This is a genomic window from Shewanella sp. Isolate8, assembly GCF_022398495.1.
GTDB lineage: Bacteria > Pseudomonadota > Gammaproteobacteria > Enterobacterales > Shewanellaceae > Shewanella > Shewanella aquimarina.
The window spans coordinates 312,145-337,070 of sequence record NZ_JAKEVI010000003.1; the positions used below are offsets into that span (position 1 = coordinate 312,145).

A 24,926-nucleotide genomic window follows, 5' to 3' on the forward strand; every position below is an offset into this window, starting at 1 on the left:
CTTGGCCGTCGGTCGCATTAGGGCCTGTTGACCTTTTGAGAACAATTTTTGTTCTAATTGAGCACGTTCAAATCGCGGCATGAGGCTTGAAGTATAGTTATTCTATATAAAAGCCGAGTAACAAAGAGTTGAACGTGCTCAAGACGAACCCTGCGGGCAGCGTCTGTATCATTTTTCTACTGCGTTATCGCTCATTGATGTAGCACACTAGATTACAATCGCTCTGCCTTGTATAAAAGCGATACAGAATGTTGCAAAAATGAACGCGAAAGATAAACAGGCCCTAGGAAGTAGAATGAAATTCGGACACCAGAGCATCATCAATGGCTTCGGCCTCATCATGGCCCTGAGCTGTATTCAGCTGACGGTGATCGCTCTGCGCGAAGAGCCGCCCAAGCCACAGCTCTCGGCGCGGGAGATGCAGTCTGATCTTAACTACCTGCAACAACATCTCAGCCAATACTCCGCCAGCGCGGCCACCTCCCCCCAGCACTTAGTGAACCTGGATACCCAGATCAACAAGGCCCGGGGCCAGCTGCCCCTGGGCGGTGAGCGTCAGTTATTTGCCCAGCAACTGCTTAAGGTACTGACGGCCATAGACGATCCCAGCGCCCGGCTCGAGGGTGTCACCGCCCAGGCCTATCTGCCGATCAAGCTGCGCAAGTTAGACGATAAATGGCTGGCGCTGACCCAGGACAATCGCCCGCTGGACAGTGAGGCGCCCATTATCACCCATATCGATGGCCTGCCCATCGCCCTCTGGGTTGCAGCCACCCAAGCCTTTCTGCCCCCCAGCCTGGCCAACATGGTAAGCGAACAGGCAAGGTATCTTGGGATGATCGCCATGCTCAGGCGCGAGATAGGCCTGGCGTCCAGCGAGCACTGTCGCCTCACCCTGAGCGACGAGCAGGGCAACGGCCACCAAGTTAACCTGGCGCTGACCAGCCAGCCACCTCAGTCGCTAAGTAGCAATGACAATGAGCAGATCAGTGTCGACCTGCAAGGGGTGTTTAGCCTCCATGACCTGTCGAGCTTCAATCCAGGCAGCCCACTAGGGCAGCGTCTCAAGCGCTCGCTGACCAGCCCTGTCACCATATTGGATCTGCGCCAGGCTCATGGCGCGGGCGATGAGCTGCTCAGGCTGCTGGCCCAGACATTCAGCCCGGACATCAGACCGCCGCTACTGGCGGGCTGGCCAGACTCCCTGCAGGCGGTGGCACGCTACAAGAAGGGGCCTAACCTGCGCAGCGACTACCTCAAGCCCCTAGGCTTCCTGCCGCCCGCTAGCCTGAGTCAGGCGGAGCAGTTACAGCTGGAGTTGCTCCGGCCACACCTGCCCGAAGAGGAACCCGGTTTTAGCCCCTGGCAGGCCAAGTTTTGGCACCTGGCCAGCCTACCCTGGTCGTATCTTCCCCGCCCTAAACGGGGTAAGTTGATGCTGCTGATTGGCCCAGATTGTCGGCAGCAGTGCCAGTGGGTAGCCCACTTCGCCAAGTCCTGGCCCGACACCTTAGTGGTGGGCGAGCCGACACGGGGCGAGTATGGCAGACAGCAGCAGATCACCCTGCCAAACAGTGGCTTTAAGATAAGTTTCAACGCCACCCAGATATATGACGCCACGGGAAAAGCCCTGTCGGGCGTGCCGACCCAGCCCGATATCGAGCAGCCGCTGGATGAGGTCGTCTACTGGGAAAACCTTATCAGCCTGTTTGCGCCCGGCGCGAGCGGGCAAACACAACCTATAAATAACCCTAGCAACGCAGAAAGGAACACTCATGAATAAGTTAGTTACCAGACTCCTGCTCGGCCTGAGCCTGATCATTGCCGCGCAGGCCAATGCCACCGATCTCAAGGTGGGCGACAAGGCCCCAGATTTCAGGCTTCAGGCTACCGATGGCCACTATTATCAGCTCAGTGATTATCTGGGCAAACAGACGCTGGTCTTAGCCTGGTATCCCATGGCCAACACCCGAGGCTGCACCTTGGAGTGCAAGTCACTGGTAGAGAAAGGGGATCTCATCCGCCAATTCAAGGCCGTCTACATGATGGCCAGCGTCGATGATCTGGAAGACAACCAGAACTTTGCCAAGGAGCAGAAAGCCGATTTCCCTATGCTCAGCGATCCCACCAAGGAGACCGCCAAGGCCTATGACGTACTCAACCTGGTGCGGGTCGCCAGCCGGGTGACCTTCTACATAGGCGAGGATGGCACCATATTGAAAATCGATGAGGACATTCATCCTAAGACGGCCGCCGAAGATATTGCCGCCAACCTAGCTGCCTTAGGTATCGCCAAGGCCGAGTAAGTTAAAAGTAAGCGATAAAAAAGCCCCGTGCGCTCAGGCCTCGGGGCTTTTTTGTGAATTTACAACAGATTCCTAGTCGTTTTGGGTCTGTACCAGGCTGTCGAAGACGATACCCTTGGCATTGATATCCATCTCCACCTTAAGCTGAGTGCGATAATCTTTTAGCGCCTCTAACTCCTCAGGAATAGGCTCGCCGCTCATGGCCATCAGGTTCATGGCTGGGGTAAATAGCTTGGCATAATCCGCCGTCATGGAGACAAGACCGTTAGCGCTCGGCGCTTCGCCCGCGAGTGCATCGGCGATCGCCTTGCTCTTCTCGCCTGTGTAGATGGTGAGGTACTGTCCCTTCAGTGCCATCTCCGCCCTCACACCGAGTGACGGTGGCAGGTGCAGCGCGGCGCCGAGATCGACAGCGCTGCCGTCGCTAGGCAGGCTGACATTGGCCAGCTCAGGTGCGAAAGGCTTCACCATGTTAAACAGGGTGGCCGGATCGTCTGCCGACAGGGTCGCTATGGCATCGAGCTCCTTAAGAGAAACCTGCTGGGTACCTTGCTCCAGGGCATAATCCAGCAGCGAGAAGGAAACGCCTTTCACACCGTTAGCCATACCGGTAAACATACCCAGCATGACCGGACTTTGACCTTCCATCTCCCCCTGTAGCTGCGCCAGCGGCTCGCACTGATAGCTTGGGGTAAGCAGATCATCCCAGATCTTAGAGATGCTAGGCACAAACTGATTCACATCCAGCCCAAGGGCCATGGAGAACACCCCAGCGTCTATGCGCTTGGTATGGGCCGGAATAAAGCCGCGCATCTGGCTCAGGGCCCCGAGAATCACCTGATTATTGCTCTCGATAACAGTGCTAAAGCCTATCTTGGCCCGCTTGTTCTTCACCTCGAGATCCGTATAACCGATCACTGTGCGGGGCCAGTTAGCAGCGATGCCGGCAAGCTCACTCTGACAGCTCTGGGTGCGCAGCTCGACAAAGGGATCGTCATGGATAAGCTTAAAGATCTGGGTCAACTGACGCGCCATCTGGTTACCGTCCAGCGTGGTGATCGCCTTAACTAACTCTTGATGGTTGAGATAGCTAACACCCGCCAGGCTAAAACCGTGCTTCTTGATGATCTCATCGACCGTGCCCGCCTTGGCGAGTGAGTCCTGAACGGGTTTGATGCCTAGCGCGGTTTCAAGCAGCTCAGGCTCGAAGAAACTGGTTTCCAGGGTCAGAGTCAGCATGCCCTTATCGATGGCAAATACCAGATCCACTTGTTCGTTCTCGCCATCGTCGGTGAGACGATAGGCACGATACTTCACCTCACCCAGCTGCTTGGCCGTGTGCGTCAGGCCGCTATCGGCCTCGGCTTTATCCAGTACCGCCCAGAAGTGTTGAGGATTGGCGATATCCAGCTTGATCACCGGCAACACACCCAGGGTATAGAAATAACTGGTTATCTTGTCGGGCAGGCCAAAGGTATCGACTAGCTGCTGCCCATCCTGGGACGCATCGAAGTAGCGCTCCAATACACGGAAGATAAACTGGGCCCTGGGATCCTCGTCCTCAGACAGCAGTGTCTTCATCTCTGCAGGGTATTGCTTCTGCGCCTCGGGAAGCGCGTCGATATAATCCTTTATGGGAAAAGGCTCAATCTGTGCGGAAAACAGCGGTGTATCGGCTGGCACATAGGCCAATACCTGATTATCTACGGACTTAGGCGCCTGCTGCATCGCCCAGTAGCCCCCTGCGCCTATGGCAAGGATTGCCACCGCCACTAATGCCTTCTTCATTCAATAAACTCCCTGTTAAATCGCGCGGGCAGTCGGGCCTATCCCAAGCTGGCAGCACGTAAGAAAAGAATGGCGTCGATATTACTATATGGATGAATAAAAAGGGAAATAAGATTATCGGGGGAGATCCCTGGATAGCCGCAGCGGACTATCCAGGGCCTATGGCTATTAATTAGCATGCGCCAGCAGACCAATCAAACATCTAGCTCTCGCCAAGCGAGTTGGGTTTCGATCTTGTCGGCGGCTCTGCCCGTCGCTTAAAAGAGGAAGAAAAGCGACTGGATCCAATTCGGCTCCGATACAGACAACAATCCAAAACCATCTACGGGAACTTACCACTATAGTTCAAATTTCTGACCTGTGCATAACCATGTGCAAAAGAAGTGCAAAAAAGTACGTAAATCAGAAGAAAGTACTAATGAATCAGCACGCTAGCGGCTTTATATCTCATAAAGCCTCCTGTTTCACCAATCCTTAGATCTCGTAGTGCAGGCCACACTCACGCTTGAGGCCGTTGAAGCGGGTCTCCTCTTCGGTCATCCCCAGCTCCAGCGGGCGGCTGGAATGAGTATCGCCCACCGACACATAGCCCTGCTCCCATAGCGGATGATAAGGCAGGTCGTGCTTAGTCAGATACTCGTGCACATCCTTGTTACTCCACTCTAAGATTGGCAGCAGTTTGTAGCGATCGCCGTGGATCGCCAGAATCGGCAGATCCTCACGAGTGCTGGACTGGGCGCGGCGCAGGCCCGCGAACCAGGTCCCTACCTCTAACTCCTTGAGCGCGGTCTGCATGGGGACCACCTTGTTGAGACGATTGTATTGCTCCAGGCCATCCAGCCCCTGCTCCCACAGGCGACCGAAACGGGCCTCCTGCCAGGCGCTGGTCATGGGCGCGCGGTACACCTTAAGATTGAGCTTGAGTCGCTCGGTCAGCTCATCGATAAACTGATAGGTCTCGGGAAACAGATAGCCAGTGTCCGTGAGGATCACCGGAATATCCTGCTGTACCTGGGTGACCAGATGCAGCATCACGGCGCCCTGAATACCGAAGCTCGATGACAGCGCATGGGTGCCCGGCAGGTAAGCCAGGCCCCAGATCACCCGCTCGGCGGGCGTGAGTCCCGCCAGGAAGGCGTTGACTCGGGCCAGCTCTGCATCTTGCTCAACCTTTGGCGCGCTCAATAGAGCCTTTAGCGCCTGGGCAGAGATCACTGAATTATCCATGGAAATCCTTAGCGGCATCGATAACCGCCTTCACCACGCCGACACGCACGGTGAAGTTACCAAAGGTTTCGCCAGCTTCACGCTCTTTGACGTAGCGGGCAAACAGTTCATCCAGCGCCGCCAGAATCTCGGCTTCCTGAATGTTCTCGCGATAAAGTTTGTTCAGGCGTGTCCCCTCGAAACTCGCTCCCAGGTAGAGGTTGTAGCGACCAGGCGCCTTACCCACCAGGCCAATTTCGGCGGCGAAGGGGCGCGCACAGCCGTTAGGACAGCCCGTCATGCGGATCACTATCGGCTGTTCCAGGAAGCCATGTTTCTCCTGCAGTGCCTCCACCTTGGTCATGAAGTCTGGGAAGTAACGCTCGGCCTCGGCCATCGCCAGGGCGCAGGTCGGCAGCGCCACACAGGCAATGGAATGACCACGAGTCGGGCTTATCAGCTTGCCCATCAGGCCATGACTGCGGGCGATAGCCTCGATCTGCGCCTTATCCTCTTCGGCCACACCGGCGATGATGATGTTCTGGTTGGCGGTCATGCGAAAATCACCCTTGTGTACCAGGGCTATTTCACGCAGGCCTGTCTGCAGCGGTTGTCCCGGCAGATCTTTGATACGGCCCCCCTCGATAAACAGGGTCAGATGCCAGTTATTATCCACCCCCTTGATCCAGCCGTAACGATCGCCGCGATCGCCGATCACCACCTCACGCTTAGGTTCAAATTTTACCCCGGCGCGCTGTTCCACTTCTGCCTTGAAGGCCTCAAAACCATGCTTGACTATGGTGTACTTAAGGCGCGACTGCTTACGATCTGAGCGGTTACCCCAATCGCGCTGCACCTTGAGCACGGCCTCGGCAAACTTGAGGCAGTCTTCGGCCTTGATGAAGCCAAAGTCGTCGCCCAAACGCGGGAAGGTCGCGACCTCGCCATGGGTCGAGCCCATGCCACCACCGGCCACCATGTTAAAGCCCACCAGCTCACCATCTTCGGCCACGGCGATGAAGCCAAGGTCGTTGGTGTAGACATCCACGTCGTTATCGGGCGGTACGGCCACGGCCATCTTAAATTTACGTGGCAGATAGGTCTTGCCATAGACTGGCTCCACCTCTTCGCTCTCGCTCACCGCCACCTTGTCATCGCCCAGCCAGATCTCGGCGTAGGCCTTGGTACGTGGCAGGTAGTTATCCGACAGCTTCTTGGCCCAGTAGTAGGCCTGCTGATGCAGCTTGGATTCTACCGGGTTAGGGTTACACATTACATTACGGTTCACGTCGCCACAGGCGGCGATGGAGTCCAGCGCCTCTCTGTCCAGATCCTGGATCAGCGTCTTGAGGTTACGCTTAGGGATGCCGTGATACTGAAAGGTCTGGCGGGTCGTCAGACGAATGCTGTTAGAGCTGGTCAGGGTCGAGGCAATCTTATCTACCCCCAGCCACTGCTTGGGGGTACAGACGCCACCGGCGACACGGGCACGCAACATGAAGCTGTATAGGGGCTCTAGCTTCTGTTCCTTACGCTCGTTGCGCAGATCGCGGTCGTCCTGCTGGTAGAAACCATGGAACTTGATCAACTGCTGATCCGCGTCGTTGAAGGCACCGGTCAGCGAGGTGTCTAACCCCTCTTCGATAGTGCCGCGCAGATAGTTACTGTCGGTCTTTAGGTACTCGTTTACTGATAATTTCTGGTCGCTCATGGCTGCTGCCCTATTGTCTCTTTTGCACCGGCTCTGCCCATGCAAGTTAATCTGTCGGCGACTGGCGCCCTGTCTCAATTAATAAACGTCTTTCTGGTAACGCTTGTCGCTGCGCAGGCTTTCCAGCAGGGCCTCAGCCTGCTCCTCGCTCTTGCCACCATGCTGCTTGATCACCTCGATCAATGCCTGATGCACATCTTTGGCCATGCGCTCGGCGTCGCCGCAGATATAGAGATGCGCACCGCGCTCGATCCACTGCCATAGCGTCTCGCCGCGCTCCAGGATGCGATGCTGCACATAGATCTTATGGGCCTGATCTCTCGAGAAGGCCGAATCCAGGCGCGTCAGGGTGCCGTCTTTAAGGTACTGCTGCCACTCGGTCTGATAGAGGAAATCCTGCTCGAAGTGCGGATTGCCGAAGAAGAGCCAGCTGTCGCCCTGAGCGCCCTGGGCCGCTCGCTCCTGCATGAAGGCGCGAAACGGTGCCACCCCCGTACCAGGGCCAATCATGACCACAGGCGTGTCTGGGTTTTCTGGCAGACGGAAGTGATTATTCGGCTCCACATAGACCTTGACCTCGGCGCCTTCCTCGGCGCTTGCCAGGAAGTGAGACGCGCCGCCAAAGCGGGTACCCGACTCGCGCTCGTCTTCCACCAACGCCACGGTCAGGTGTACCTCGCTCTCCACCTCAGACTGGCTCGAGGCAATCGAGTAGAGTCTTGGGGTGATCGGACGCAGCAGCTCCACCAGCTGGAAGGCGCTGATGTCCACGGGATACTTGGCCACCAGATCGGCTAGCTGATGCTTGAGGATAAACTGGCGGGTCTGCTCCCTGTCTTCGCTGATCGCCTGCAGCTCTTCGTTGCCGCTCAGCTGCGCCCAGTTTTGTACCAGCCCAGGATAGAGCTGGGTCAGCTCGCGCTTCTCTTTAAGAGCCTGGGTCAAAGTTAAAGTCGCGTCACCCAGGGTCACCTCGGCCTCGCCATCCAGAGACAGGCCATTAATGATCTCTGCCACCAGGGCGTCGCTGTTACTGAACCAGACGCCCAGGGCATCACCGACCTGATAATTCAGGCCAGACTCGCCGAGATCTATCTCCACATGGCGCACGTCGCGATCCGAATCGCGTCCAGTCAGCTTCTGACTCGCCAAGAGCTCGGCGCTGTAGGGCTTCTGCTTAGTAAAGCTCGACCCCGTCGTCGTGGTGCTCGCGCTGCCGATAGAGACCACACTCGCGCCAGTGCCCACCAATGGCTTGACCGCGCCCAGCACAGCCTCTTGCCACTGAGTCGCCGCCGACTCGTAATCCACGTCACACTCAGTGAGTGGCACGATCGCCTTGGCACCCAGTGCGCTCAGGCGTTGATCGAAATCTTTACCCGTCTGGCAGAAGAACTCATAGCTGGAATCTCCCAGCGCCAGCACGGCATAGTTAAGGGTGTCTAACTTAGGTGCGCGCTTAGAGGCCAGGAACTTGTGCAGCTCGATGGCATCGTCCGGCGCCTCACCTTCACCATGGGTGCTCACCACGGCCAGCAGTAGTGTCTCCTGCTTGAGCTGGCGCGTCTTGTAGTCGGCCATGGAGACCAAATTGACGCTGTAGCCCTGGGCCTGGGCCTTCTCGGCCAGCTCATTGGCGATGCCACGGCCGTTGCCGGTCTGGCTGCCGTAGAGAATGGTAATGGTCTGCTGGGGCGCTTGCTGCACCTCGCCGGCCACGCCGCTCAGTTCGGCCGTAGCCGCCAGGTAGCCGCCTACCCAGGCGAGTTGCACGGCGTTGAGTTCAGAGGTGAGTTGCTTAAGCTTATCCACCTGTGTCGCAGACAGAGGAGAAGCCAGTGATGAAAGCTCTTTTAACAGCATGGAAGACGGCCCTATAACAGTGTAATTAGTCTAGCTTAGTGGCTTAATAGAAAAGCAAAAAAGAATAAAATCTAATTTTTAATTCATTTTTGGAATATGCAAAGGTCATAATTTGAGCTACAAAAGTGAGAGTGGTGAGCGATATTTGCTTAAGCTGTGCCCTTAACCACAGAATTTGAAATGAAATTTTGTGGACTGGCGCAAACTTTTTGCTCCGACCAGTGCACGAGTGCTGATTATGAAAAATTCGCGCTTGTGTCTAAGTCCAGACTCGCCACAATAGCCACCCAATAATTCATAACGACGTCTGTCCCCAACTAAGAGGTTTCTCAGTGAAACTAGGTCTACCTAAAGAGAGCCATGCCGAAGAAAAACGCGTCGCGTTGATCCCGGCCAATGTGACTCGGTTAATCAAAAAAAACCTCCAAATTATCGTGGAGAGCGGAGCGGGTGTCGCTGCTGGCTTTAGCGATCAAGCCTATCAAGAGGCGGGAGCCGTCATTGCCGACAGAGACGAGGTGCTCGGCGCCGATATCATCACCCTGGTCAACCTTAAGGGTGAGCAGTTTGAGGAGATCAAGGCCAAGGCCAAACCCCATCAGCTGTTTGTCGGCATGATGGATCCCCTGGCGCAACCGGAAAATGCTGCCGCCCTGGCCGAAACCGGCACCAGCGCCTTGGCACTTGAGCTGGTACCAAGGATCACCCGCGCCCAGAGCATGGATATCCTCTCCTCCATGGCGACCATAGCCGGTTACAAGGCCGTGCTGCTGGCCGCCCATGAGGCGCCGCGCATGTTCCCTATGATGATGACGGCCGCAGGCACCCTCAAACCCGCCCGCGCCTTCATCATGGGTGTCGGCGTCGCCGGCCTACAGGCCTGTGCTACCGCCAAGCGTCTGGGCGCCGTGGTGGAAGCCTATGATATTCGCCCCGCCGCCAGAGAGCAGATCCTCTCCGTGGGCGCCAAGCCGGTCGAGCTGGATCTTGAAACTGAAAATACCGAGACCAAGGGGGGCTACGCCGCCGAGCAGAGCGACGACTTTATCAAGCGTCAGCAGCAGGCGATGGCCAATGTGCTGGCCCAGCAGGATATCGTCATCACCACAGCAGCCATCCCGGGCCGCAAGGCGCCCGTGCTGATCACCAAGGAGATGGTGGATGCCATGAAGCCGGGCACGGTTATCGTAGATCTCGCCGCCGAAACCGGCGGTAACTGCGAGCTGACAGAGCTGGACCAAACCGTTGTCCATAACGGCGTCACCATACTCGGGCCATCAAATGTGGCTGGCAGCGCAGCGACCCACGCCAGCCAGATGTATGGCACCAACATAGAAAACCTGCTCAAGCTAATCGTCGACGATGAGGGCCAGTTACAGCTGGACTTCGACGACGAGATTGTGCGCGACACAGTCGTCACCCATCAGGGTGAGGTGGTTAACGCCAGATTACGCGACCTGTTATCACTGCCGTCACTTGCGGCAACAGAGGAGGCTCAATAATGGAGATCTTATTACTACTGACCCTGTTTGTGGTGGCAGTATTCCTTGGGGTTGAGCTGATCACTAAGGTGCCGCCTACCCTGCATACTCCCCTGATGTCAGGCTCAAACGCCATCTCGGGGATCTCCCTGGTCGGCGCCCTGCTTGCGGCCGGTTCAGGCGCGGGGCTCTGGGTCAATGTACTGGGCTTCATCGCCGTGGTACTGGCCACCATTAACGTTGTGGGTGGCTACATGGTCACCAACCGTATGCTTGCCATGTTTAAGAGGAAATAAGCCAACATGAGTATGACGATTATCTATCTCGCCTACCTTGTGGCTGCGAGTCTGTTTATTTTAGGGATCAAGGGGCTGACCAAGCCCCGCACCGCGGTGCGCGGTAACCAGTTATCGGCCCTGGGCATGTTCATCGCCGTGGTGGTAACCCTGCTGGACAAGAGCATCTTAAGCTATGAGTGGATCATTGCCGGTATCTTGCTGGGTGGTGCCATAGGCGCCGTGATGGCCACCAAGATCCAGGTGACCGCCATGCCGCAGATGGTGGCGCTGCTCAACGGTTTCGGTGGCGGCGCCTCGCTGTTTATCGCCCTGGCGAGCTTCCTGGATCCCGATTCGGCGACCCATGTGGTGGCGCTGATCTCTATCGGCCTGACCGTGCTTATAGGCTCTGTGACCCTGTCGGGCTCCTTCGTGGCATTTGCTAAGCTGCAGGAGCTTATCTCGGGTAACCCTATTCGGGTACCGGGTAACAAGTTCATCAACGCCAGCCTGTTGATCGCGGCCCTGATACTGACGGTTGCCGTGGTCACCACGCCGAGTAATCCGACCTTCATCTACGCCTTAGTCGCCGTGTCGCTGCTGTTGGGCCTCTTTTTGGTGGTTCCTATCGGCGGCGCCGATATGCCAGTGGTTATCGCCCTGCTGAACTCCTACTCGGGGATCGCGGCGGCGACCACAGGTTTCATCACGGGCAATACGGTACTGATCGTCTCGGGTTCACTGGTCGGCGCCTCGGGGATCATCCTGACCCAGATCATGTGTAAGGCGATGAACCGCTCGCTGTTCAACGTGCTCTTTGGTGTCATGGCCGAAGGCGGTGAGACTGTGGATGCCGACGAGGTATACGCCGGCAAGGTAACCTCCTCTTCACCAGAAGAGGTCGCCATGCTACTGGAAACCGCCGAGCGCGTGGTGATTGTCCCGGGTTACGGTCTGGCGATGGCGCAGGCGCAACATGCGGTGCGTGAGCTGGCCTCGATACTGGAGGCGCGCGGCGCCCAGGTGCTCTACGCCATTCACCCTGTTGCTGGCCGCATGCCAGGCCACATGAACGTACTTCTGGCCGAGGCCGAGGTGCCATACGAGCAGCTGATCGAGATGGATGAGATCAACCCTCAGTTCGAGCAGACGGATGTGGCCATCGTCATTGGTGCCAACGACGTGACCAACCCTATGGCCCGCGAGGACAAGGGCAGCCCTATCTACGGCATGCCTATCCTCAACGTCGATAAGGCGCGTACCGTGGTGGTCGTTAAGCGCTCCCTGAGCCCAGGCTTCGCCGGTCTGCCCAATCCTCTGTTTGCCAAAGATAACGCCCTGATGTTGTTTGGTGACGGTAAGAAGGCGATTGTCGATCTGACTCAGTCCCTGAAAGAAGCGGACTAAGCGTACAACATCTACAAAAAGGTCGTTTAACGGCCTTTTTTATTGCCTCGCGAAAAATGAATTTAGATAAATCTTCTTGATAAATTTGCAGTTTATTTTTTATCTTCTCGACCTTGCTTTTTGGTGAAAAGTTATCCAAACATTTCGGCTATACTTAGCGTGAGAGGCCACGCTTTGGCCGGGTGAATCGCTTGCATATTGACTTAACATCTGATTATATAATCATCATGTAACAATGTTAGCGTTTCCTAAAGAGGCTTTGAAAATGCAAACTCAAGTGCTAAATAATGGACTGCTCTCTTTCGAGGATAGGCGCGTTTCTCAGGCTCACACTAACGAACATTGGGACAGGTTGACGACGGCGCAGCGATTCGCCTTCTACACCTTAGCGAAACTTGGTTATCAGCTACTCTTTGTCAGACAAACCCCTACAACGAGTACGGCTATCGCCAAGCAGGAAGATCAACTCGCGACCATAGACGATGACGGTGATATCGACTTTAACCCAGATATCATCCTGCGCGAACGCCGTCCACCTCGAAAGCAATAAGTTAAAAAAGGAGCCTCTGGCTCCTTTTTTATTTCCCAAACGTTCCGGTTATACCAATCACAGTAAATATGTGATCAGAAATAGCGCAGGAAAAACATTACGATTGGTATTACTCCCCCTGCATCGCCTGTTCAGTCAACCAGCGATCGGCCGCCTGTTCCCCCATCAAGTGGTTCAGGGTTGGCCGGATGATGACGCCCATCTCGGGTCTGCGCCAGAACATGTAATGAGGTAACTTAGCCTGGGTCGCCGCGCCGAACACTCTGTGGAGCAGGCTGGCAAACTCATCTAGGGTCTCCTGATCGTATTGCACCAGATCGGGATAGATGGCGTCGATAAGACTATCGAAATCCTCAAATGCCCCTAACGCCTGCCAGCTATATCGAGTGAGCAGCTGAGAGAGCATGGGCGTCGACCAGTGAGAGATCGCCTTCACGTTCTCAAACACCTCTAGGTTGCGTCTGTGATACTGCTGCCAGGCCAGAGTTTCCGGCCAGTCTGCCTTGGCAAGCGACCAGAGCAGGTAAAAATCTGCCAGCCACTCGTGTTGGTAAGGCGTTAGCTTATCGACTTGCAAGTAAGTGGAGCGCGAACGGCTCACCGCCAGGTGCCCCAGCTCGTGAGCCAGGGTCATCTGCTTGGCCTGCGCTATCGGCAGGGCATAGACCTGGCCGTTCCACAGCGCCGAATAAGATTTGGGAATGCGCGCCTCGGCCAGCAACACCAGGCCGGTAACACTTAAGTTGGTAACACCTAGATCGCCCAGGGGCCTGACCATGGCACCGCGACGGCCCATCTGACTCACCAGCGTTTGAGAATTGAGGGGTAATTGCGCCCTGGCCTCAGGGGGTAACTGGGCTAGGCACTCTTTAATATGAGACGTTTGACATACCAGGGCCTGACCTTGGGGCATGGGCGCCCAGAACCAGGCACTGGCGATCAGTAACGTCTCGAGGATCACTGCTTGGCCATGATATTTTCGATGATGGCCGTAGTAGAGACGCCATCTTCGAAGCCTAGCACCTCGACGCTGCCACCGGCGGCGATCACCTCTTTGCCACCGGCGATCTCTTCTACCTTGTAGTCACCGCCCTTCACCAGCTTGGTGGGTAGTAGTCTGGAGATGATGCGCTGTGGCGTGTCTTCGCTGAAGGGCACCACCCAGTCTACCGAGGCAAGACCCGCCAGTACCGCCATACGACGCTCCAGCTTGTTGACCGGACGGCCGTCACCCTTGAGGCGCTTCACCGATTCATCATCGTTGACGGCCACGATAAGCCTGTCACCCAATGCTCTCGCCTGCTGCAAGTAGCTCACATGGCCGGCGTGCAGGATGTCGAAACAGCCATTGGTCATCACCACGCGCTCGCCCTTCAACTTGGCCTGCTCCAGGGCATAGGCCAGTTGATCTTCACTCACCACCCCATAGCCACTCTCGCCATGGCTCAGATTAAGCGCCGCGATGAGTTCGATACGGCTCACGGTTGAGGTACCCAGTTTACCTACTACAATACCCGCCGCCGTGTTCGCCAGGGCGCAGGCCACAGGCAAGTCGCAACCTACCGCCAGCGAAGTCGCTAATGCCGAAATCACAGTGTCACCGGCGCCGGTAACGTCATAGACCTCACGGGCAACAGTCGGAATGTGCAGCTCAGGGCCATCCTGGGTGATCAGCGTCATCCCCTTCTCGGAGCGGGTCACCAATAGCGCCTCGAAATCGAAATCACGCATCAGCTGCTTGGCCTTGGCCACAAGATCCGCCTCATCGACCACGGCACCGACCACCTGCTCAAACTCACTCATGTTAGGGGTAAGCAGGCTGGCACCGCGATAACGGGAAAAATCACTGCCCTTAGGATCCACCAGCACCTTGACCCCTTTGGCCTTGGCCTTGGCGATAAAGGCCTGAGGCGTATCTATGGCCCCCTTGGCATAATCTGACAAGACCACCACGGCCACCTTATTCAGTTCTTTCTCGGCACTTTCCAGCAAGGCCTGGCTCTGCTCGGCCGGATAGGCCTCCTCGAAGTCGAGGCGAATCAACTGCTGGTTGCGGGATAAGACGCGTAACTTAGTAATGGTTGGCAGGTGAGCCACTCTGTGCCACTTAGGCGCAACGCCCATGGCCTCAACCCCTTGGGTCAGGGCGGCAGCGGTTTCATCCTCACCCACTATGCCCGCCAGGCTCACCTGACCGCCCAAGGCGGCGATGTTCAGGGCAACGTTTGCCGCCCCGCCGGGTCTGTCTTCTATCTGATTCACTCTTACCACAGGCACAGGCGCCTCGGGCGAAATACGCCCCGTTGGGCCGCTCCAGTATCTGTCTAACATCACATCACCGACGACCAGAACGTTTGCTTTTTCGAAAGCTGGCAGAGAAATCTTCATATGGCACTTATCTTTTTGCGAAAATTAATCCCTGATTATACCTAATTTTCCCAACAAATTGAGTTAGAATAAGCAGTAATTTTTGTAAACCCCATAGGGTCAACCGTGGTCGAAAACGCTCAATTCTCCGCTCAATTTTTCCATCCCAAATACTGGCTCATCTGGTTAGGTGTCGGCTTGATGCGCCTGACCCAGCTGCTGCCGCTCAGGGCCCAGATGAAGCTGGGGCGAGGCATAGGCCGCTTAGCCATGGCAATCGCCGGCAGCCGCGTCAACACAGCCAAACGCAACATCGAACTCTGCTTTCCCGAGATGAGCCCGGCCGAGCAACAGGCCTTGTTGACCCAAAACTTTGAAGAGACTGGCAAGGCTATCTTCGACATCGCCAACGCCTGGTGGTGGAGCGATGAACGCATTCAGCGCCACATGACGATTAAAGGCCAGGAAAATGTGGAACAGACACTGGCGGCGGGTCAGGGGGTTATCCTCTTTGCGGTGCACTGCCTGCCACTGGAGATGGGCGCTCGTATCTTCGGCCAGTTTCAGCCGGGCATAGGCGTCTACCGTCCCCACAATAATCCGCTGATGGAATACCTTCAGGTCAAGGGACGCCTGCGCTCCAACAAGGGACTGGTGCCTAAACGGGATCTCAGGCAGATGGTGCGCAGCCTGCGCAACCCAGATGTGATCTGGTATACCGCGGACCAGGATTTTGGCCGTTCAAGCGCCGTCTTTATCCCCTTCTTCGCCGTACAGGAAGCCGCAACCATCACGGGTGCCACCACCCTGGCCAAACTGGGCAAGGCCAAGGTACTGCCATTCATTGTGGTGCGTAACCAGGATGACAAGGGATACACCATAGAGATCCAGCCACCGCTGGAGGATTTCCCTGGGGAGAACGAGCTCGAAGATGCCAAGCGGGGTAACCGCATCATAGAAGAGATCATCGAACGAAGCCCGGCGCAGTATATGTGGCTGCATAGACGCTTCAAGACGCGCCCCAATAAGGATGACCCGTCGCTCTATCGCTAGAGGCCTGTAGACTTTCATCTCGCCACTGAAGGCTCAATCCCTAACGGGAAACGCCAGATAAAGCCAGCCATTGAGGCTGGCTTTTTTGTCACCAAGCATCACCCCACCGAGCCAACAAGTATCAAATCGACACAGACAAAACACACACTGTCTTTTTGACACACGGTGTCATTTTTACACTTTAACAGGGCTGTCATTATGACAACTTAATAAGACACCAACACAAGGTTAATCATTAATAATCAACTACTTAAAAAATTGGCACACTAGATGCTATTACAGGGTACTCCACACCTACAATATATTGCGCTGAGAGGCTCTATGAACAAACAACGGCTAACGGCGATAGCACTCTTGATAGTACTTATCGCTTCATTCTCTGTCCTGCTAAGCATAGGCAGTGACATCTATCGCGAAAAACCTCCGATTCCCACTGCCTTTACCGATGTTCAGGGTCAGCCCCTGTTCACTCAAAATGATATCGAACGCGGCCAACTGGTTTGGCGTTCTATGGGCGGACACCAGCTAGGCTCTATCTGGGGTCACGGCTCCTACGTTGCCCCAGACTGGACCGCAGACTGGCTACACCGTGAGGCTCAGGCCTGGTTAGATATCACCGCCAAGGCGCAATATGGCAGAAGCTTTAACGAACTGGACTCTATCAAGAAAGCCGGGCTCGAACAGTCTCTGCGTGACGATCTTCGCCACAACAGCCTGACCACCTCGGCCAATGGTGAGATTCACATCAGCCTGTCTGACACCCGCGTCAAGGCGATTGAAGAGGTTTCGGATCACTATCTGTCTCTCTTCGGTGACGATCCTAAGCTGGCTACTCTGCGTGAACAATACGCGATGAAAGAAGGCACTGTACCCGACCTAGAGCGTCGTCAACAGCTAAACGCCTTCCTATTCTGGGGTGCCTGGGCCGCCATCACCGAACGTGAAGGTCAAGAGTACACCTACACAAACAATTGGCCATTCGACCCTCAGCTGGGTAACACCCCAACCTCTGACAACATCGTCTGGTCTATCCTGAGTATCGTGACCCTGATCGCAGGTGTCGGCGCTCTGGTTTGGCATCATGCGGCTGGCAAGCATGAAGAGCTGCCAACACCCGCCAAGGAAGATCCCCTGTTCCTCAAGAAGCCAACGGCCTCACAGAAAGCCGTGGGTAAATACTTCGTTACTGCGGTCGGTCTCTTCCTGCTACAGGTCCTCCTGGGGGGCATAACGGCTCACTACGCGGTAGAAGGCCAAAACTTCTACGGTATTCCGTTATCCGAGATCCTGCCTTACTCAGTAACACGTACCTGGCACACCCAGCTAGCAGTATTCTGGATCGCCACCGCCTGGCTTGGCACCGGCCTCTATATCGCACCTGCGCTATCGGGTTACGAGCCTAAGTTCCAACGCCTTGGCGTCAACGTCCTCTGGGTTGCCCTGGTAATCGTAGTACTGGGCTCAATGGCCGGTGAATGGATCGGTGTACAACAATATTTCGACCTGGATACCAACTTCCTCTTCGGTCATCAAGGATACGAATATATCGATCTCGGCCGCGTCTGGCAGGTACTGCTACTCGCTGGTCTATTAATCTGGCTTACCCTGGTCACCGCCGCCATCCGCCCAGCCCTTAAGGTGCAAGGTGAGATGCGCCCTGTTATCTGGGTACTGTACGCCTCTTGTGTCGCCATCGGCCTCTTCTATGGTGCCGGTCTCTTCATGGGCAAGCACACCAACCTGGCTATCGCCGAGTACTGGCGCTGGTGGGTAGTTCACCTATGGGTAGAAGGCTTCTTCGAGACCTTCGCGACCTCTGTTATCGCCCTGATGCTGGTGCGTCTTGGTCTAATCCGTGCTCGTAGCGCCAACGGCGCCGTACTATTCGCCACGGTTATCTTCCTCACCGGTGGCCTTATCGGTACCCTGCACCACCTCTACTTCACAGGTACACCAACGGGTGTGATCGCCTGGGGCGCCATCTTCTCAGCACTGGAAGTGGTTCCGCTAGCACTGATCGGCTTCGAGGCTATCGAGAGCTACCGTATGCGTAACGCCAGCCCTTGGATGATTCGCTACAAGTGGGCCATCATGTTCTTCGTGGCTACCGCCTTCTGGAACTTAGTGGGTGCCGGCGTACTGGGCTTCCTGATCAACCCACCGATCTCGCTCTACTTCATCCAGGGTCTTAACACTACTGCGACCCACGGCCACGCCGCCTTCATGGGTGTATACGGCATGCTAGGTGTTGGTCTGATGCTCTTCTGTCTGCGCGGTCTTACCGGTCAGATCCAATGGAGCGACAAGCTGCTTAAGGGTGCCTTCTGGAGCCTGAACATAGGTCTGGCGGCCATGGTCTTCATGTCACTGCTACCTGTCGGTCTGACTCAGTTCTTCGCCGTCATCGAAAATGGCTACTGGTTCGCCCGTTCACCTGAAGTGATCCACAGCCCATTAGTTGAGACACTGGTTTGGATGCGTGTCCCTGGTGACGTCATCTTCGGTGCAGGTGGTCTGTTCCTAGGTGCCTTCCTGTTCGACATCATCAAGAAGGCCATCGGTGCCAAGGGTACTCAAGCCATTGCCGATTCAACACTGTCGGCTAACGCATAAGGCCTAACATCACTCGACAAAGGGGTCATAGCGACCCCTTTTTACCCTCAAAGCAAGTGTAAAAATGACAATAAACATTAGTGTTAAATTGACATATACTAAGATCTAAAACCGCCGCAGCATGCCAGTAGAGAAGGATACAGCCTGGCATAGGTACTACATTTCGGAGACCCCATGGCACTAAGTCAAACCCAACTGACGCGGATGGCGTTAGATATCACCTCGGGATTGTCCAATCATGACAGGTTCTCGCGCCTGCTCGACACCATCAGGGAAAGTATGCAGTGCGACGCCGCGGCGCTGCTAGAATTTAAGGGTCAGCAGTTTACCCCATTAGCCATCAACGGCCTGAGCCCAGATGTACTTGGGCGCCGTTTCGTCCTCCACGAGCACCCCAGACTGGAGGCGATCGCCCGTGCCGGTGACGTGGTGCGCTTTCCCGCCGACAGCGATCTACCCGATCCTTACGACGGCCTGATCCCCAATCAGGGCGATAACCTCACGGTACACGCCTGTATCGGCCTGCCGCTGCTGGCCGACGGCAGCCTGATCGGCGCAGTGACCATAGATGGCTTCGATCCGGATCAATTTAAGTCCTTCACCAATGAGCAGCTCAGAGGGATCAGCGCCATCGCCTCGGCCTCCCTCAACAACGCCCTGCTGATCGACAAGCTGGAGAAACAGGCGCTGCAGGCCCAGTGGGACAAGGACGACGGCACGACCCAGAATAAGGAAGGCACCAAGGAGATCATTGGTCAGTCCCAGGTGATGAACAACCTTAAGCAGGAGATCGCCGTGGTGGCACCGACGGATCTCAACGTCCTCATCATGGGCGAGACGGGCACGGGTAAAGAGTTGATCGCCCATGAGATCCATCAGGGGTCCATGCGCGCCAGCCAGCCCCTGGTCTACCTCAACTGCGCCGCCCTGCCAGAATCTGTGGCCGAGAGTGAGCTGTTTGGCCACGTCAAAGGGGCCTTTACCGGCGCCGTCAGCAACCGTAGCGGTAAGTTCGAGATGGCCGACAAGGGCTCGCTATTTCTCGATGAGATAGGCGAACTGCCGCTAACACTGCAGGCCAAGCTGCTCAGGGTATTACAGTATGGCGATCTGCAACGCGTCGGTGACGATCGCAGCCTCAAGGTAGACGTGCGCATCATTGCCGCCACCAATAAAAACCTCAAGAACGAGGTGTTAGCCGGACGTTTTCGTGCCGACCTCTACCACAGACTCAGCGTCTTCCCCTTAGTTGCCCCGACGCTGAGAGAAAGGGAGCAGGACATCACCCTGCTGAGCGGCTTCTTCGTCGAGCGCTGCCGTCAGCAACTAGGACTGCAGACCTTGAGGCTCAGTCCAGCCAGTTTGGCGATGCTCGAGGGCTACCAATGGCCCGGCAACGTCAGGGAACTGGAGCACAGCATCTACCGTGCGGCCATTCTTGCAAGGGCTCAGTCGTCCGGCAGTAACGGCCTTATCAATCCCGAGCATTTCGAGTTCGCCAACTCGGCGCCACGCAGCGTCCAGAGCAGCGGCAAAACCGTTGCGCCACAATTTTGTGGCAGCCTCAAGCAGGCGACCGAAGCCTTTCAGGCCGACTACATACGCCAATCCCTCACCCAGCACGATAACAACTGGGCCGCGACCGCCAGAGAGCTCGAGGTCGATTCGGGGAATTTACACCGTCTGGCAAAACGGATAGGGTTAAAGTAAGTCAATTTCAGAAAATACAATAAGATGCCAAGCCAGACACGCCGCTACTCCCTGCTCGTTGCTCTGCTGAGCCTACTAGGCTTTAACGCCATCGCCAGTGAACCCAGTCTGGAGGCGCTGGCGGCGCCTCTCTATCAATTGGAGCAGAAGCTTAGCCGGCATGAGCTCGATAACGGCCTACGCCTCTATCTGTTACCGCTACCCAATAAGCAGAGTGTCGCCATCTCCAGCCAATTTGCGGTCGGTTCGCGCAACGAGACCAAGGGCGAATCGGGTTACGCCCATCTGTTCGAACACATGCTGTTTAAGGGCAGCGAGAATGCCCCGGGCGACAGTTATGGCCAGACCATGAGTGCCCACAGCGGATACTTTAACGCCAGTACCTTCTTCGATGCCACCAACTACTATGTCAATCTTCCCAGCCAGGCGTTAGCGCTGGCGCTCTGGCTCGAATCGGATCGCTTCATCCGCCCCAGACTCAGCGAAGAGACGGTACGCAATCAGCAACAAACCGTGCTCGAAGAGATGGCCACCACCATAGACAACCAGCCCTATATTCGCTCGGCCATGACCTTTCTGCTCAACCAGGTAAAAGACAGCCCCTATGGCCACGCGGTGATCGGCTCAGTTGACGATGTGTCGGCAGCCACGCCCGCCAGCCTGAGTCGTTTCCACCATGACTTCTACCGCCCAGATGCCATGCAGCTGGCTATCGTCGGCGACCTGCCGTCACAAACCTTTAGCTGGGTGGAGCAGTACTTCGGGAACTGGCAGAAACCCAGTCGTCCGCTGGCGTACTTCTCCCCCCTGGCCGTCGAGCGACAGCCGGTGCGAGGCGAGATAGTCGATAGCCGCGGCCCCTGGCCGGGGCTGATGTTGGCCTGGCACACGGTGGGCGCCCTGCATCCGGATGCCGCCGCCATCACCCTGGTCGAAGACTATCTGCTGCAAAACCGCACCAGCATGCTGGAGCAGATGAACCTCAAGGCGCCCGACACCCTGCTGCATTACTCTGTCCCCCTCTCCATGGAGCATCTTGGCGTGATGAACCTGGTTCTGGTCCCCAGAGCCAAGGTCTCCCTCGACGATCTCAGTCAGCGCATCACTGGTATGGTGGATACTCTGGCAAGCCAGGGGGTAACGCCGCTCGAGCTCGATCAACTCAAACGCCGTTGGCTACTCACCCAGCTGAGTAAACTCGACAACGACGTCAGCCTGGCCAATCTGCTCAGCGCCAGCCAACTTAGAGATAGAGAGCATCCCCTCACCGCCCCCTGGGAGCGAATTTCGGCCGTGACTCAGGAGGATATCAAGCGGGTCACCCAGCAATATCTCAGCCCGGGTTTCGTTCGCCTGGATCTGCTTCCCCCCTGGTACATACGTTGGGGCAAGGCGATATTAGAGTGGCTCCCCGACGGCATGTCCGACTCATTGGAGGAGAAGGTACTATGAGACAGATAAACGTACTCCTGATCCTCGCCTGCACACTCTTAAGCGGTGGCTGTCAGCAGACCCGGCTAACCTTTACACAGGTAGAAGCCCCTAAGGTACCGAGTTTCGACGTACCGACCAATGCCCCTGCGCTAGCAAGTAGCGACTTTACACCTTTGGCGCGCCCCGAGGTTATCTCGCTGTCAAACAAGGTGAGCCTACATAGACTCCCCGGCATGCCCTCGCAGTTGGCCGGTATACACCTGCTGGCCGTCAGCCCGGCTGCTCCCTATGAAAACCTCGATATTCTGCATACGGCGCTGCAGCAGCTTAGCGTCAAGCTGGCCAATCACCACGACATGCCCTGTCTCGAAAGCCTGAGCATACACCCCAGCATCCATGGCCTAAGGCTTAGCCTCAAATGCCCGGCATCTGAGCTAGTGGAGGCGGTGGATATCCTGGTGCAGAGCTGGTCACCTGAGGCCTATGGCGAGCTGGATCTGGCCAAACTCAGGCGCCAACTGGCTCTGGATAAACATATCAGGGCCTTTAACGGCAGCGAGGTAGAACAGGTCTGGGCCGACAAGATCTTAGGTAGCACACATCCCTACAATAAGGCCTTGAATAACAGGGAGCTACAGCAAAGCCTGGATAAGCCTCAGCTACTGGCCCTACTCGAACAAACCAAGGCACAGAGCCAATGGCATCTGTTGTTGGAGGGCCTCCCTCAGGTGGAAGACAGCTTAATGGAGCAACTTGCCACCAGCCTGAGCCAACTGGGCCAGCAGCAAGCGGATGAGGCCAGCTTCGTCGATACTTTTAGCCCCTACGGCAAGCAGCTGTTTGTGATCGATGCACCGGGCACGGTACAGACTCAGGTACGGATCGGCTATCACCTGCCACTCGGGCAAGATGACCAGGCCGACTCGGCGTTTGCCTGTGAGGCCCTCAGTCGCTGGCTCGGCCGTAGCTTCTCTGGCCGTCTCTACTTCGATCTCAGGGAGCAAAGGGGCCTCACCTATGGTATCTATGGCCGCTGTTTCAACAATCCTATGGCAAGGATCCTCAAATACTTTGGCGCCACCCAACAGCAGCATACGGGCGCCTTCATTCGTGGCATCTTAGATCACCTGGCGCTGGCGGCCGATGCTCCGCCCTCGACGGCCGAGCTCGCCGCACTGAAGACCTCTCAGTTTAGTCGGCTCGCCCTGCGTCAAGATGATCCCGGCCAACGTATCGAGGACTACACTCAGACCATTGCACGTCAAGCAGGCGTCGACTCGCTATCCGATCGACTCTTACGCTGGCAACAGATGACACCCGAATCGCTACAAGCCATGGCAAAGCAACACTTTGGCCAAGTACCTGTTATCGTCATCCGCGGAGACTTTGAACGCATCAGGCCTGATCTCGAGGAAAAGCTACCCGACTGGCAACTCAAGCTCACCTCGGTGGACTAATCTCGCCTCAAAGATGGGGCGTAAAAATCACGCCCCAGCACTATTCACTTTCCCCCACCTAGACACAATATCCTATGGGGTTCCTGCCCAAAAGGATATAAACCCTAAGTTGTCGCCCCTTGATATTAATTCCTTCTTATATAGAATACGTAAAAATAAACGAGCGTTTAATAATTTAGTCATAATAAAGTCTTACGCTCAGATAAATAAACAAACCCTATTAGTAACAAAGTAGTACATTATAAATCTCATAAGGACGTGAAATGTATAATGGTGAAATATTTACCCTGAGTCAGTCGCCAAAAAATATTCAGCTGTTAAAGCATGTTTCTGGATTACTCAATTTAAAAGTTAATACCAGCGCAAACTCGCTCACGGCCTGGCACACCCCACAACAAATCCCCAAAATTCTATTTCATTTTCTTAATGACGTTCACGGCGAGCTAGGTCAGATAGACTCAGGGCTCTTGTCGGCGGGCAAGCATATTGCCATCTGCGAAAGCCTCTCGATGGAAGATGAGTTAACACTTATAAAACATGGGTTTAGCGGTGCAACAAAGGCATGTAGTCCTGCGCACGCCATAGTGCAGATGCTCGACAATGTGCTGGAGGGTAACCTGTTTTTTAGCCTGAGCGCCCTGTCGCACTATATTCAGACCCAGCAGCAACCCGCTAAAGCCTCCGAGCGACATGCGCTGTTTCAGGGGATCACCAAGAAGGAAAAAGAGGTGCTCTCTTTTATTTGCAAGGGCCTAAGCAACTCGGAAGCCGCAAATAAAATGAATGTTTCAATCAATACTATCAAGATGCATTTACAAAACATTTACAAAAAAACCGATTGCAAGAGTCGAGGACAGCTCCTGGTTAAATATAACCAAATCTAGTACGGAAAATAATAACAACGGGTAGGTTTGCCACGACAATATTATTCCTAGGGATAATTGAGACACTAGGGCATGACGATAAAATAACCGAGTCTTAATTATATATTCTCAAGGAGAAAAGAGATGTTAAAGAAAAAGCAACGCGGTCAAGGCATGACCGAATATATCATCATTGTCGCACTGATCGCCGTATCTGCCATCGGAGTATACAGCTTCTTCGGCCAAACCATTCGTAACCAAGTTGCAGGCTTGTCGGCAGAGATGTCTGGACAGGATTCGGCAGCACAGATTACCAATGCAAAAGGTTCTGCTACCGACGCAAACAATGTGGCTAGCAAGGACTACAACCTAGGCAACTATAACGACGCTGCCAACAAGAGCGCTTCGGGTAACTAAGCCCTTTTCAATGCTAGCGGCCTCCAGCCGCTAGCATTGATGTCATTCATAAAAGGAATTTATGGTGAAGAGAACAAACATGAAAGGTCAGGGCATGACCGAATATATCATCATAGTCGCCTTAATCGCCGTCTCGGCAATTGGTGTCTACAGCTTCTTCGGACAGACGGTGCGCAACCAGGTCGCCGGTCTATCAGCCGAAATATCAGGACAAGACTCAGCCACTCAAATAGGGGCAGCCAAGGGCTCGGCATCGAGCGCCAATCAAGTCGCCGATAAAGATTACAACCTAGGTAATTACAACGACGGAGCCAATAAGGCCAGCGGTGGTACAGGCTCAGGTGGTGGCTCAGGTAGCGGCGTAGATTAACTCCTCCCTTTCCTCGAACACTAGCCAAGAGACTCCTATGCATCCGAATTCC

Annotated in this window: 20 protein-coding genes; 14 read left to right on the forward strand and 6 right to left on the reverse strand. The window is 55.4% G+C overall.

Annotation, left to right across the window (positions count from 1 at the left end; all coding sequences use genetic code 11):
* Positions 1-295: 295 nt before the first annotated feature.
* Both L1D43_RS13865 and L1D43_RS13870 read left to right on the forward strand, forming a co-directional pair.
* A complete protein-coding gene (locus tag L1D43_RS13865; protein ID WP_239852483.1) occupies positions 296-1,783 on the forward strand; it encodes a S41 family peptidase in 1,488 nt (495 codons plus the stop codon).
* The gene (locus tag L1D43_RS13870) at positions 1,776-2,306 is read left to right on the forward strand and encodes a redoxin domain-containing protein (RefSeq protein ID WP_239852485.1); all 531 of its coding nucleotides are present in this window, start codon (positions 1,776-1,778) and stop codon (positions 2,304-2,306) included. Before L1D43_RS13865 ends, L1D43_RS13870 begins: the two co-directional genes overlap by 8 nt.
* A gap of 72 nt (positions 2,307-2,378) precedes the next feature.
* Here L1D43_RS13870 and L1D43_RS13875 read toward each other — a convergent pair whose 3' ends face one another.
* From L1D43_RS13875 to L1D43_RS13890, 4 genes are all read right to left on the reverse strand, one after another.
* Positions 2,379-4,094, reverse strand: coding sequence for a hypothetical protein (locus L1D43_RS13875; RefSeq protein ID WP_239852487.1), 1,716 nt, complete (start codon positions 4,092-4,094; stop codon positions 2,379-2,381).
* Between the two features lie 474 nt (positions 4,095-4,568).
* The gene (locus L1D43_RS13880; protein WP_239852490.1) at positions 4,569-5,321 is read right to left on the reverse strand and encodes a phosphoadenylyl-sulfate reductase; all 753 of its coding nucleotides are present in this window, start codon (positions 5,319-5,321) and stop codon (positions 4,569-4,571) included.
* Entirely contained in the window at positions 5,314-7,011 is a 1,698-nt protein-coding gene (cysI, locus tag L1D43_RS13885; RefSeq protein WP_239852492.1) for an assimilatory sulfite reductase (NADPH) hemoprotein subunit, read from the reverse strand. Before cysI ends, L1D43_RS13880 begins: the two co-directional genes overlap by 8 nt.
* A 78-nt stretch (positions 7,012-7,089) precedes the next feature.
* On the reverse strand, positions 7,090-8,874 hold the full coding sequence (locus tag L1D43_RS13890; protein ID WP_239852494.1) for an assimilatory sulfite reductase (NADPH) flavoprotein subunit: 1,785 nt from the start codon (positions 8,872-8,874) through the stop codon (positions 7,090-7,092).
* Between the two features lie 332 nt (positions 8,875-9,206).
* Here L1D43_RS13890 and L1D43_RS13895 point away from each other — a divergent pair, with 332 nt between their 5' ends.
* The 4 genes from L1D43_RS13895 to L1D43_RS13910 all read left to right on the forward strand — a co-directional run bounded on the left by L1D43_RS13895 (position 9,207) and on the right by L1D43_RS13910 (position 12,590).
* Positions 9,207-10,376 carry a Re/Si-specific NAD(P)(+) transhydrogenase subunit alpha gene (locus tag L1D43_RS13895; protein ID WP_239852496.1) on the forward strand — a complete coding sequence of 390 codons (1,170 nt, stop codon included), beginning with the start codon at positions 9,207-9,209 and terminating at the stop codon, positions 10,374-10,376.
* The gene (locus L1D43_RS13900) at positions 10,376-10,651 is read left to right on the forward strand and encodes an NAD(P) transhydrogenase subunit alpha (protein ID WP_011864469.1); all 276 of its coding nucleotides are present in this window, start codon (positions 10,376-10,378) and stop codon (positions 10,649-10,651) included. The genes L1D43_RS13895 and L1D43_RS13900 overlap by 1 nt, the downstream gene beginning before the upstream one ends.
* A 6-nt stretch (positions 10,652-10,657) precedes the next feature.
* Positions 10,658-12,040, forward strand: a complete 1,383-nt coding sequence (locus L1D43_RS13905; RefSeq protein ID WP_041508451.1) for an NAD(P)(+) transhydrogenase (Re/Si-specific) subunit beta — start codon at positions 10,658-10,660, stop codon at positions 12,038-12,040.
* Between the two features lie 265 nt (positions 12,041-12,305).
* Positions 12,306-12,590: a hypothetical protein gene (locus L1D43_RS13910; protein ID WP_239852497.1), complete on the forward strand. Its 285-nt coding sequence runs from the start codon at positions 12,306-12,308 to the stop codon at positions 12,588-12,590.
* Between the two features lie 109 nt (positions 12,591-12,699).
* Here L1D43_RS13910 and L1D43_RS13915 read toward each other — a convergent pair whose 3' ends face one another.
* Both L1D43_RS13915 and hldE read right to left on the reverse strand, forming a co-directional pair.
* Positions 12,700-13,551: a hypothetical protein gene (locus L1D43_RS13915; RefSeq protein ID WP_239852499.1), complete on the reverse strand. Its 852-nt coding sequence runs from the start codon at positions 13,549-13,551 to the stop codon at positions 12,700-12,702.
* Positions 13,548-14,978, reverse strand: coding sequence for a bifunctional D-glycero-beta-D-manno-heptose-7-phosphate kinase/D-glycero-beta-D-manno-heptose 1-phosphate adenylyltransferase HldE (hldE, locus tag L1D43_RS13920; RefSeq protein WP_239852501.1), 1,431 nt, complete (start codon positions 14,976-14,978; stop codon positions 13,548-13,550). Before hldE ends, L1D43_RS13915 begins: the two co-directional genes overlap by 4 nt.
* A 105-nt stretch (positions 14,979-15,083) precedes the next feature.
* On the opposite strand from hldE, the gene L1D43_RS13925 reads away from it, so the two are divergent.
* From L1D43_RS13925 to L1D43_RS13960, 8 genes are all read left to right on the forward strand, one after another.
* Positions 15,084-16,010 carry an LpxL/LpxP family Kdo(2)-lipid IV(A) lauroyl/palmitoleoyl acyltransferase gene (locus L1D43_RS13925; RefSeq protein ID WP_239852502.1) on the forward strand — a complete coding sequence of 309 codons (927 nt, stop codon included), beginning with the start codon at positions 15,084-15,086 and terminating at the stop codon, positions 16,008-16,010.
* Between the two features lie 321 nt (positions 16,011-16,331).
* The gene (locus L1D43_RS13930; RefSeq protein WP_239852504.1) at positions 16,332-18,623 is read left to right on the forward strand and encodes a nitric-oxide reductase large subunit; all 2,292 of its coding nucleotides are present in this window, start codon (positions 16,332-16,334) and stop codon (positions 18,621-18,623) included.
* A gap of 174 nt (positions 18,624-18,797) precedes the next feature.
* Positions 18,798-20,333: a nitric oxide reductase transcriptional regulator NorR gene (gene norR / locus L1D43_RS13935; protein WP_239852506.1), complete on the forward strand. Its 1,536-nt coding sequence runs from the start codon at positions 18,798-18,800 to the stop codon at positions 20,331-20,333.
* 24 nt (positions 20,334-20,357) lie between these two features.
* Positions 20,358-21,785 carry a pitrilysin family protein gene (locus L1D43_RS13940; RefSeq protein ID WP_239852507.1) on the forward strand — a complete coding sequence of 476 codons (1,428 nt, stop codon included), beginning with the start codon at positions 20,358-20,360 and terminating at the stop codon, positions 21,783-21,785.
* Positions 21,782-23,224 (forward strand): insulinase family protein, encoded by a 1,443-nt coding sequence (locus L1D43_RS13945; protein ID WP_239852509.1) that lies wholly within the window; start codon positions 21,782-21,784, stop codon positions 23,222-23,224. Before L1D43_RS13940 ends, L1D43_RS13945 begins: the two co-directional genes overlap by 4 nt.
* 263 nt (positions 23,225-23,487) lie before the next feature.
* Positions 23,488-24,108, forward strand: a complete 621-nt coding sequence (locus L1D43_RS13950) for a LuxR C-terminal-related transcriptional regulator (protein WP_239852511.1) — start codon at positions 23,488-23,490, stop codon at positions 24,106-24,108.
* A gap of 123 nt (positions 24,109-24,231) precedes the next feature.
* Positions 24,232-24,504 carry a pilus assembly protein gene (locus L1D43_RS13955; protein ID WP_041508442.1) on the forward strand — a complete coding sequence of 91 codons (273 nt, stop codon included), beginning with the start codon at positions 24,232-24,234 and terminating at the stop codon, positions 24,502-24,504.
* A 61-nt stretch (positions 24,505-24,565) separates the two neighbouring features.
* Positions 24,566-24,874 carry a pilus assembly protein gene (locus tag L1D43_RS13960; RefSeq protein WP_239852513.1) on the forward strand — a complete coding sequence of 103 codons (309 nt, stop codon included), beginning with the start codon at positions 24,566-24,568 and terminating at the stop codon, positions 24,872-24,874.
* Positions 24,875-24,926 lie beyond the last annotated feature (52 nt).

Excerpts from the sequence above, each read along its gene's own strand:
- L1D43_RS13865 (WP_239852483.1), top strand. The coding sequence starts at position 296 with ATGAAATTCGGACACCAGAGCATCATCAATGGCTTCGGCCTCATCATG.
- L1D43_RS13870 (WP_239852485.1), top strand. The coding sequence starts at position 1,776 with ATGAATAAGTTAGTTACCAGACTCCTGCTCGGCCTGAGCCTGATCATT.
- L1D43_RS13875 (WP_239852487.1), bottom strand. The coding sequence starts at position 4,094 with ATGAAGAAGGCATTAGTGGCGGTGGCAATCCTTGCCATAGGCGCAGGG.
- L1D43_RS13880 (WP_239852490.1), bottom strand. The coding sequence starts at position 5,321 with ATGGATAATTCAGTGATCTCTGCCCAGGCGCTAAAGGCTCTATTGAGC.
- cysI (WP_239852492.1), bottom strand. The coding sequence starts at position 7,011 with ATGAGCGACCAGAAATTATCAGTAAACGAGTACCTAAAGACCGACAGT.
- L1D43_RS13890 (WP_239852494.1), bottom strand. The coding sequence starts at position 8,874 with ATGCTGTTAAAAGAGCTTTCATCACTGGCTTCTCCTCTGTCTGCGACA.
- L1D43_RS13900 (WP_011864469.1), top strand. The coding sequence starts at position 10,376 with ATGGAGATCTTATTACTACTGACCCTGTTTGTGGTGGCAGTATTCCTT.
- L1D43_RS13905 (WP_041508451.1), top strand. The coding sequence starts at position 10,658 with ATGAGTATGACGATTATCTATCTCGCCTACCTTGTGGCTGCGAGTCTG.
- L1D43_RS13910 (WP_239852497.1), top strand. The coding sequence starts at position 12,306 with ATGCAAACTCAAGTGCTAAATAATGGACTGCTCTCTTTCGAGGATAGG.
- hldE (WP_239852501.1), bottom strand. The coding sequence starts at position 14,978 with ATGAAGATTTCTCTGCCAGCTTTCGAAAAAGCAAACGTTCTGGTCGTC.
- L1D43_RS13930 (WP_239852504.1), top strand. The coding sequence starts at position 16,332 with ATGAACAAACAACGGCTAACGGCGATAGCACTCTTGATAGTACTTATC.
- norR (WP_239852506.1), top strand. The coding sequence starts at position 18,798 with ATGGCACTAAGTCAAACCCAACTGACGCGGATGGCGTTAGATATCACC.
- L1D43_RS13940 (WP_239852507.1), top strand. The coding sequence starts at position 20,358 with ATGCCAAGCCAGACACGCCGCTACTCCCTGCTCGTTGCTCTGCTGAGC.
- L1D43_RS13945 (WP_239852509.1), top strand. The coding sequence starts at position 21,782 with ATGAGACAGATAAACGTACTCCTGATCCTCGCCTGCACACTCTTAAGC.
- L1D43_RS13950 (WP_239852511.1), top strand. The coding sequence starts at position 23,488 with ATGTATAATGGTGAAATATTTACCCTGAGTCAGTCGCCAAAAAATATT.
- L1D43_RS13955 (WP_041508442.1), top strand. The coding sequence starts at position 24,232 with ATGTTAAAGAAAAAGCAACGCGGTCAAGGCATGACCGAATATATCATC.
- L1D43_RS13960 (WP_239852513.1), top strand. The coding sequence starts at position 24,566 with ATGGTGAAGAGAACAAACATGAAAGGTCAGGGCATGACCGAATATATC.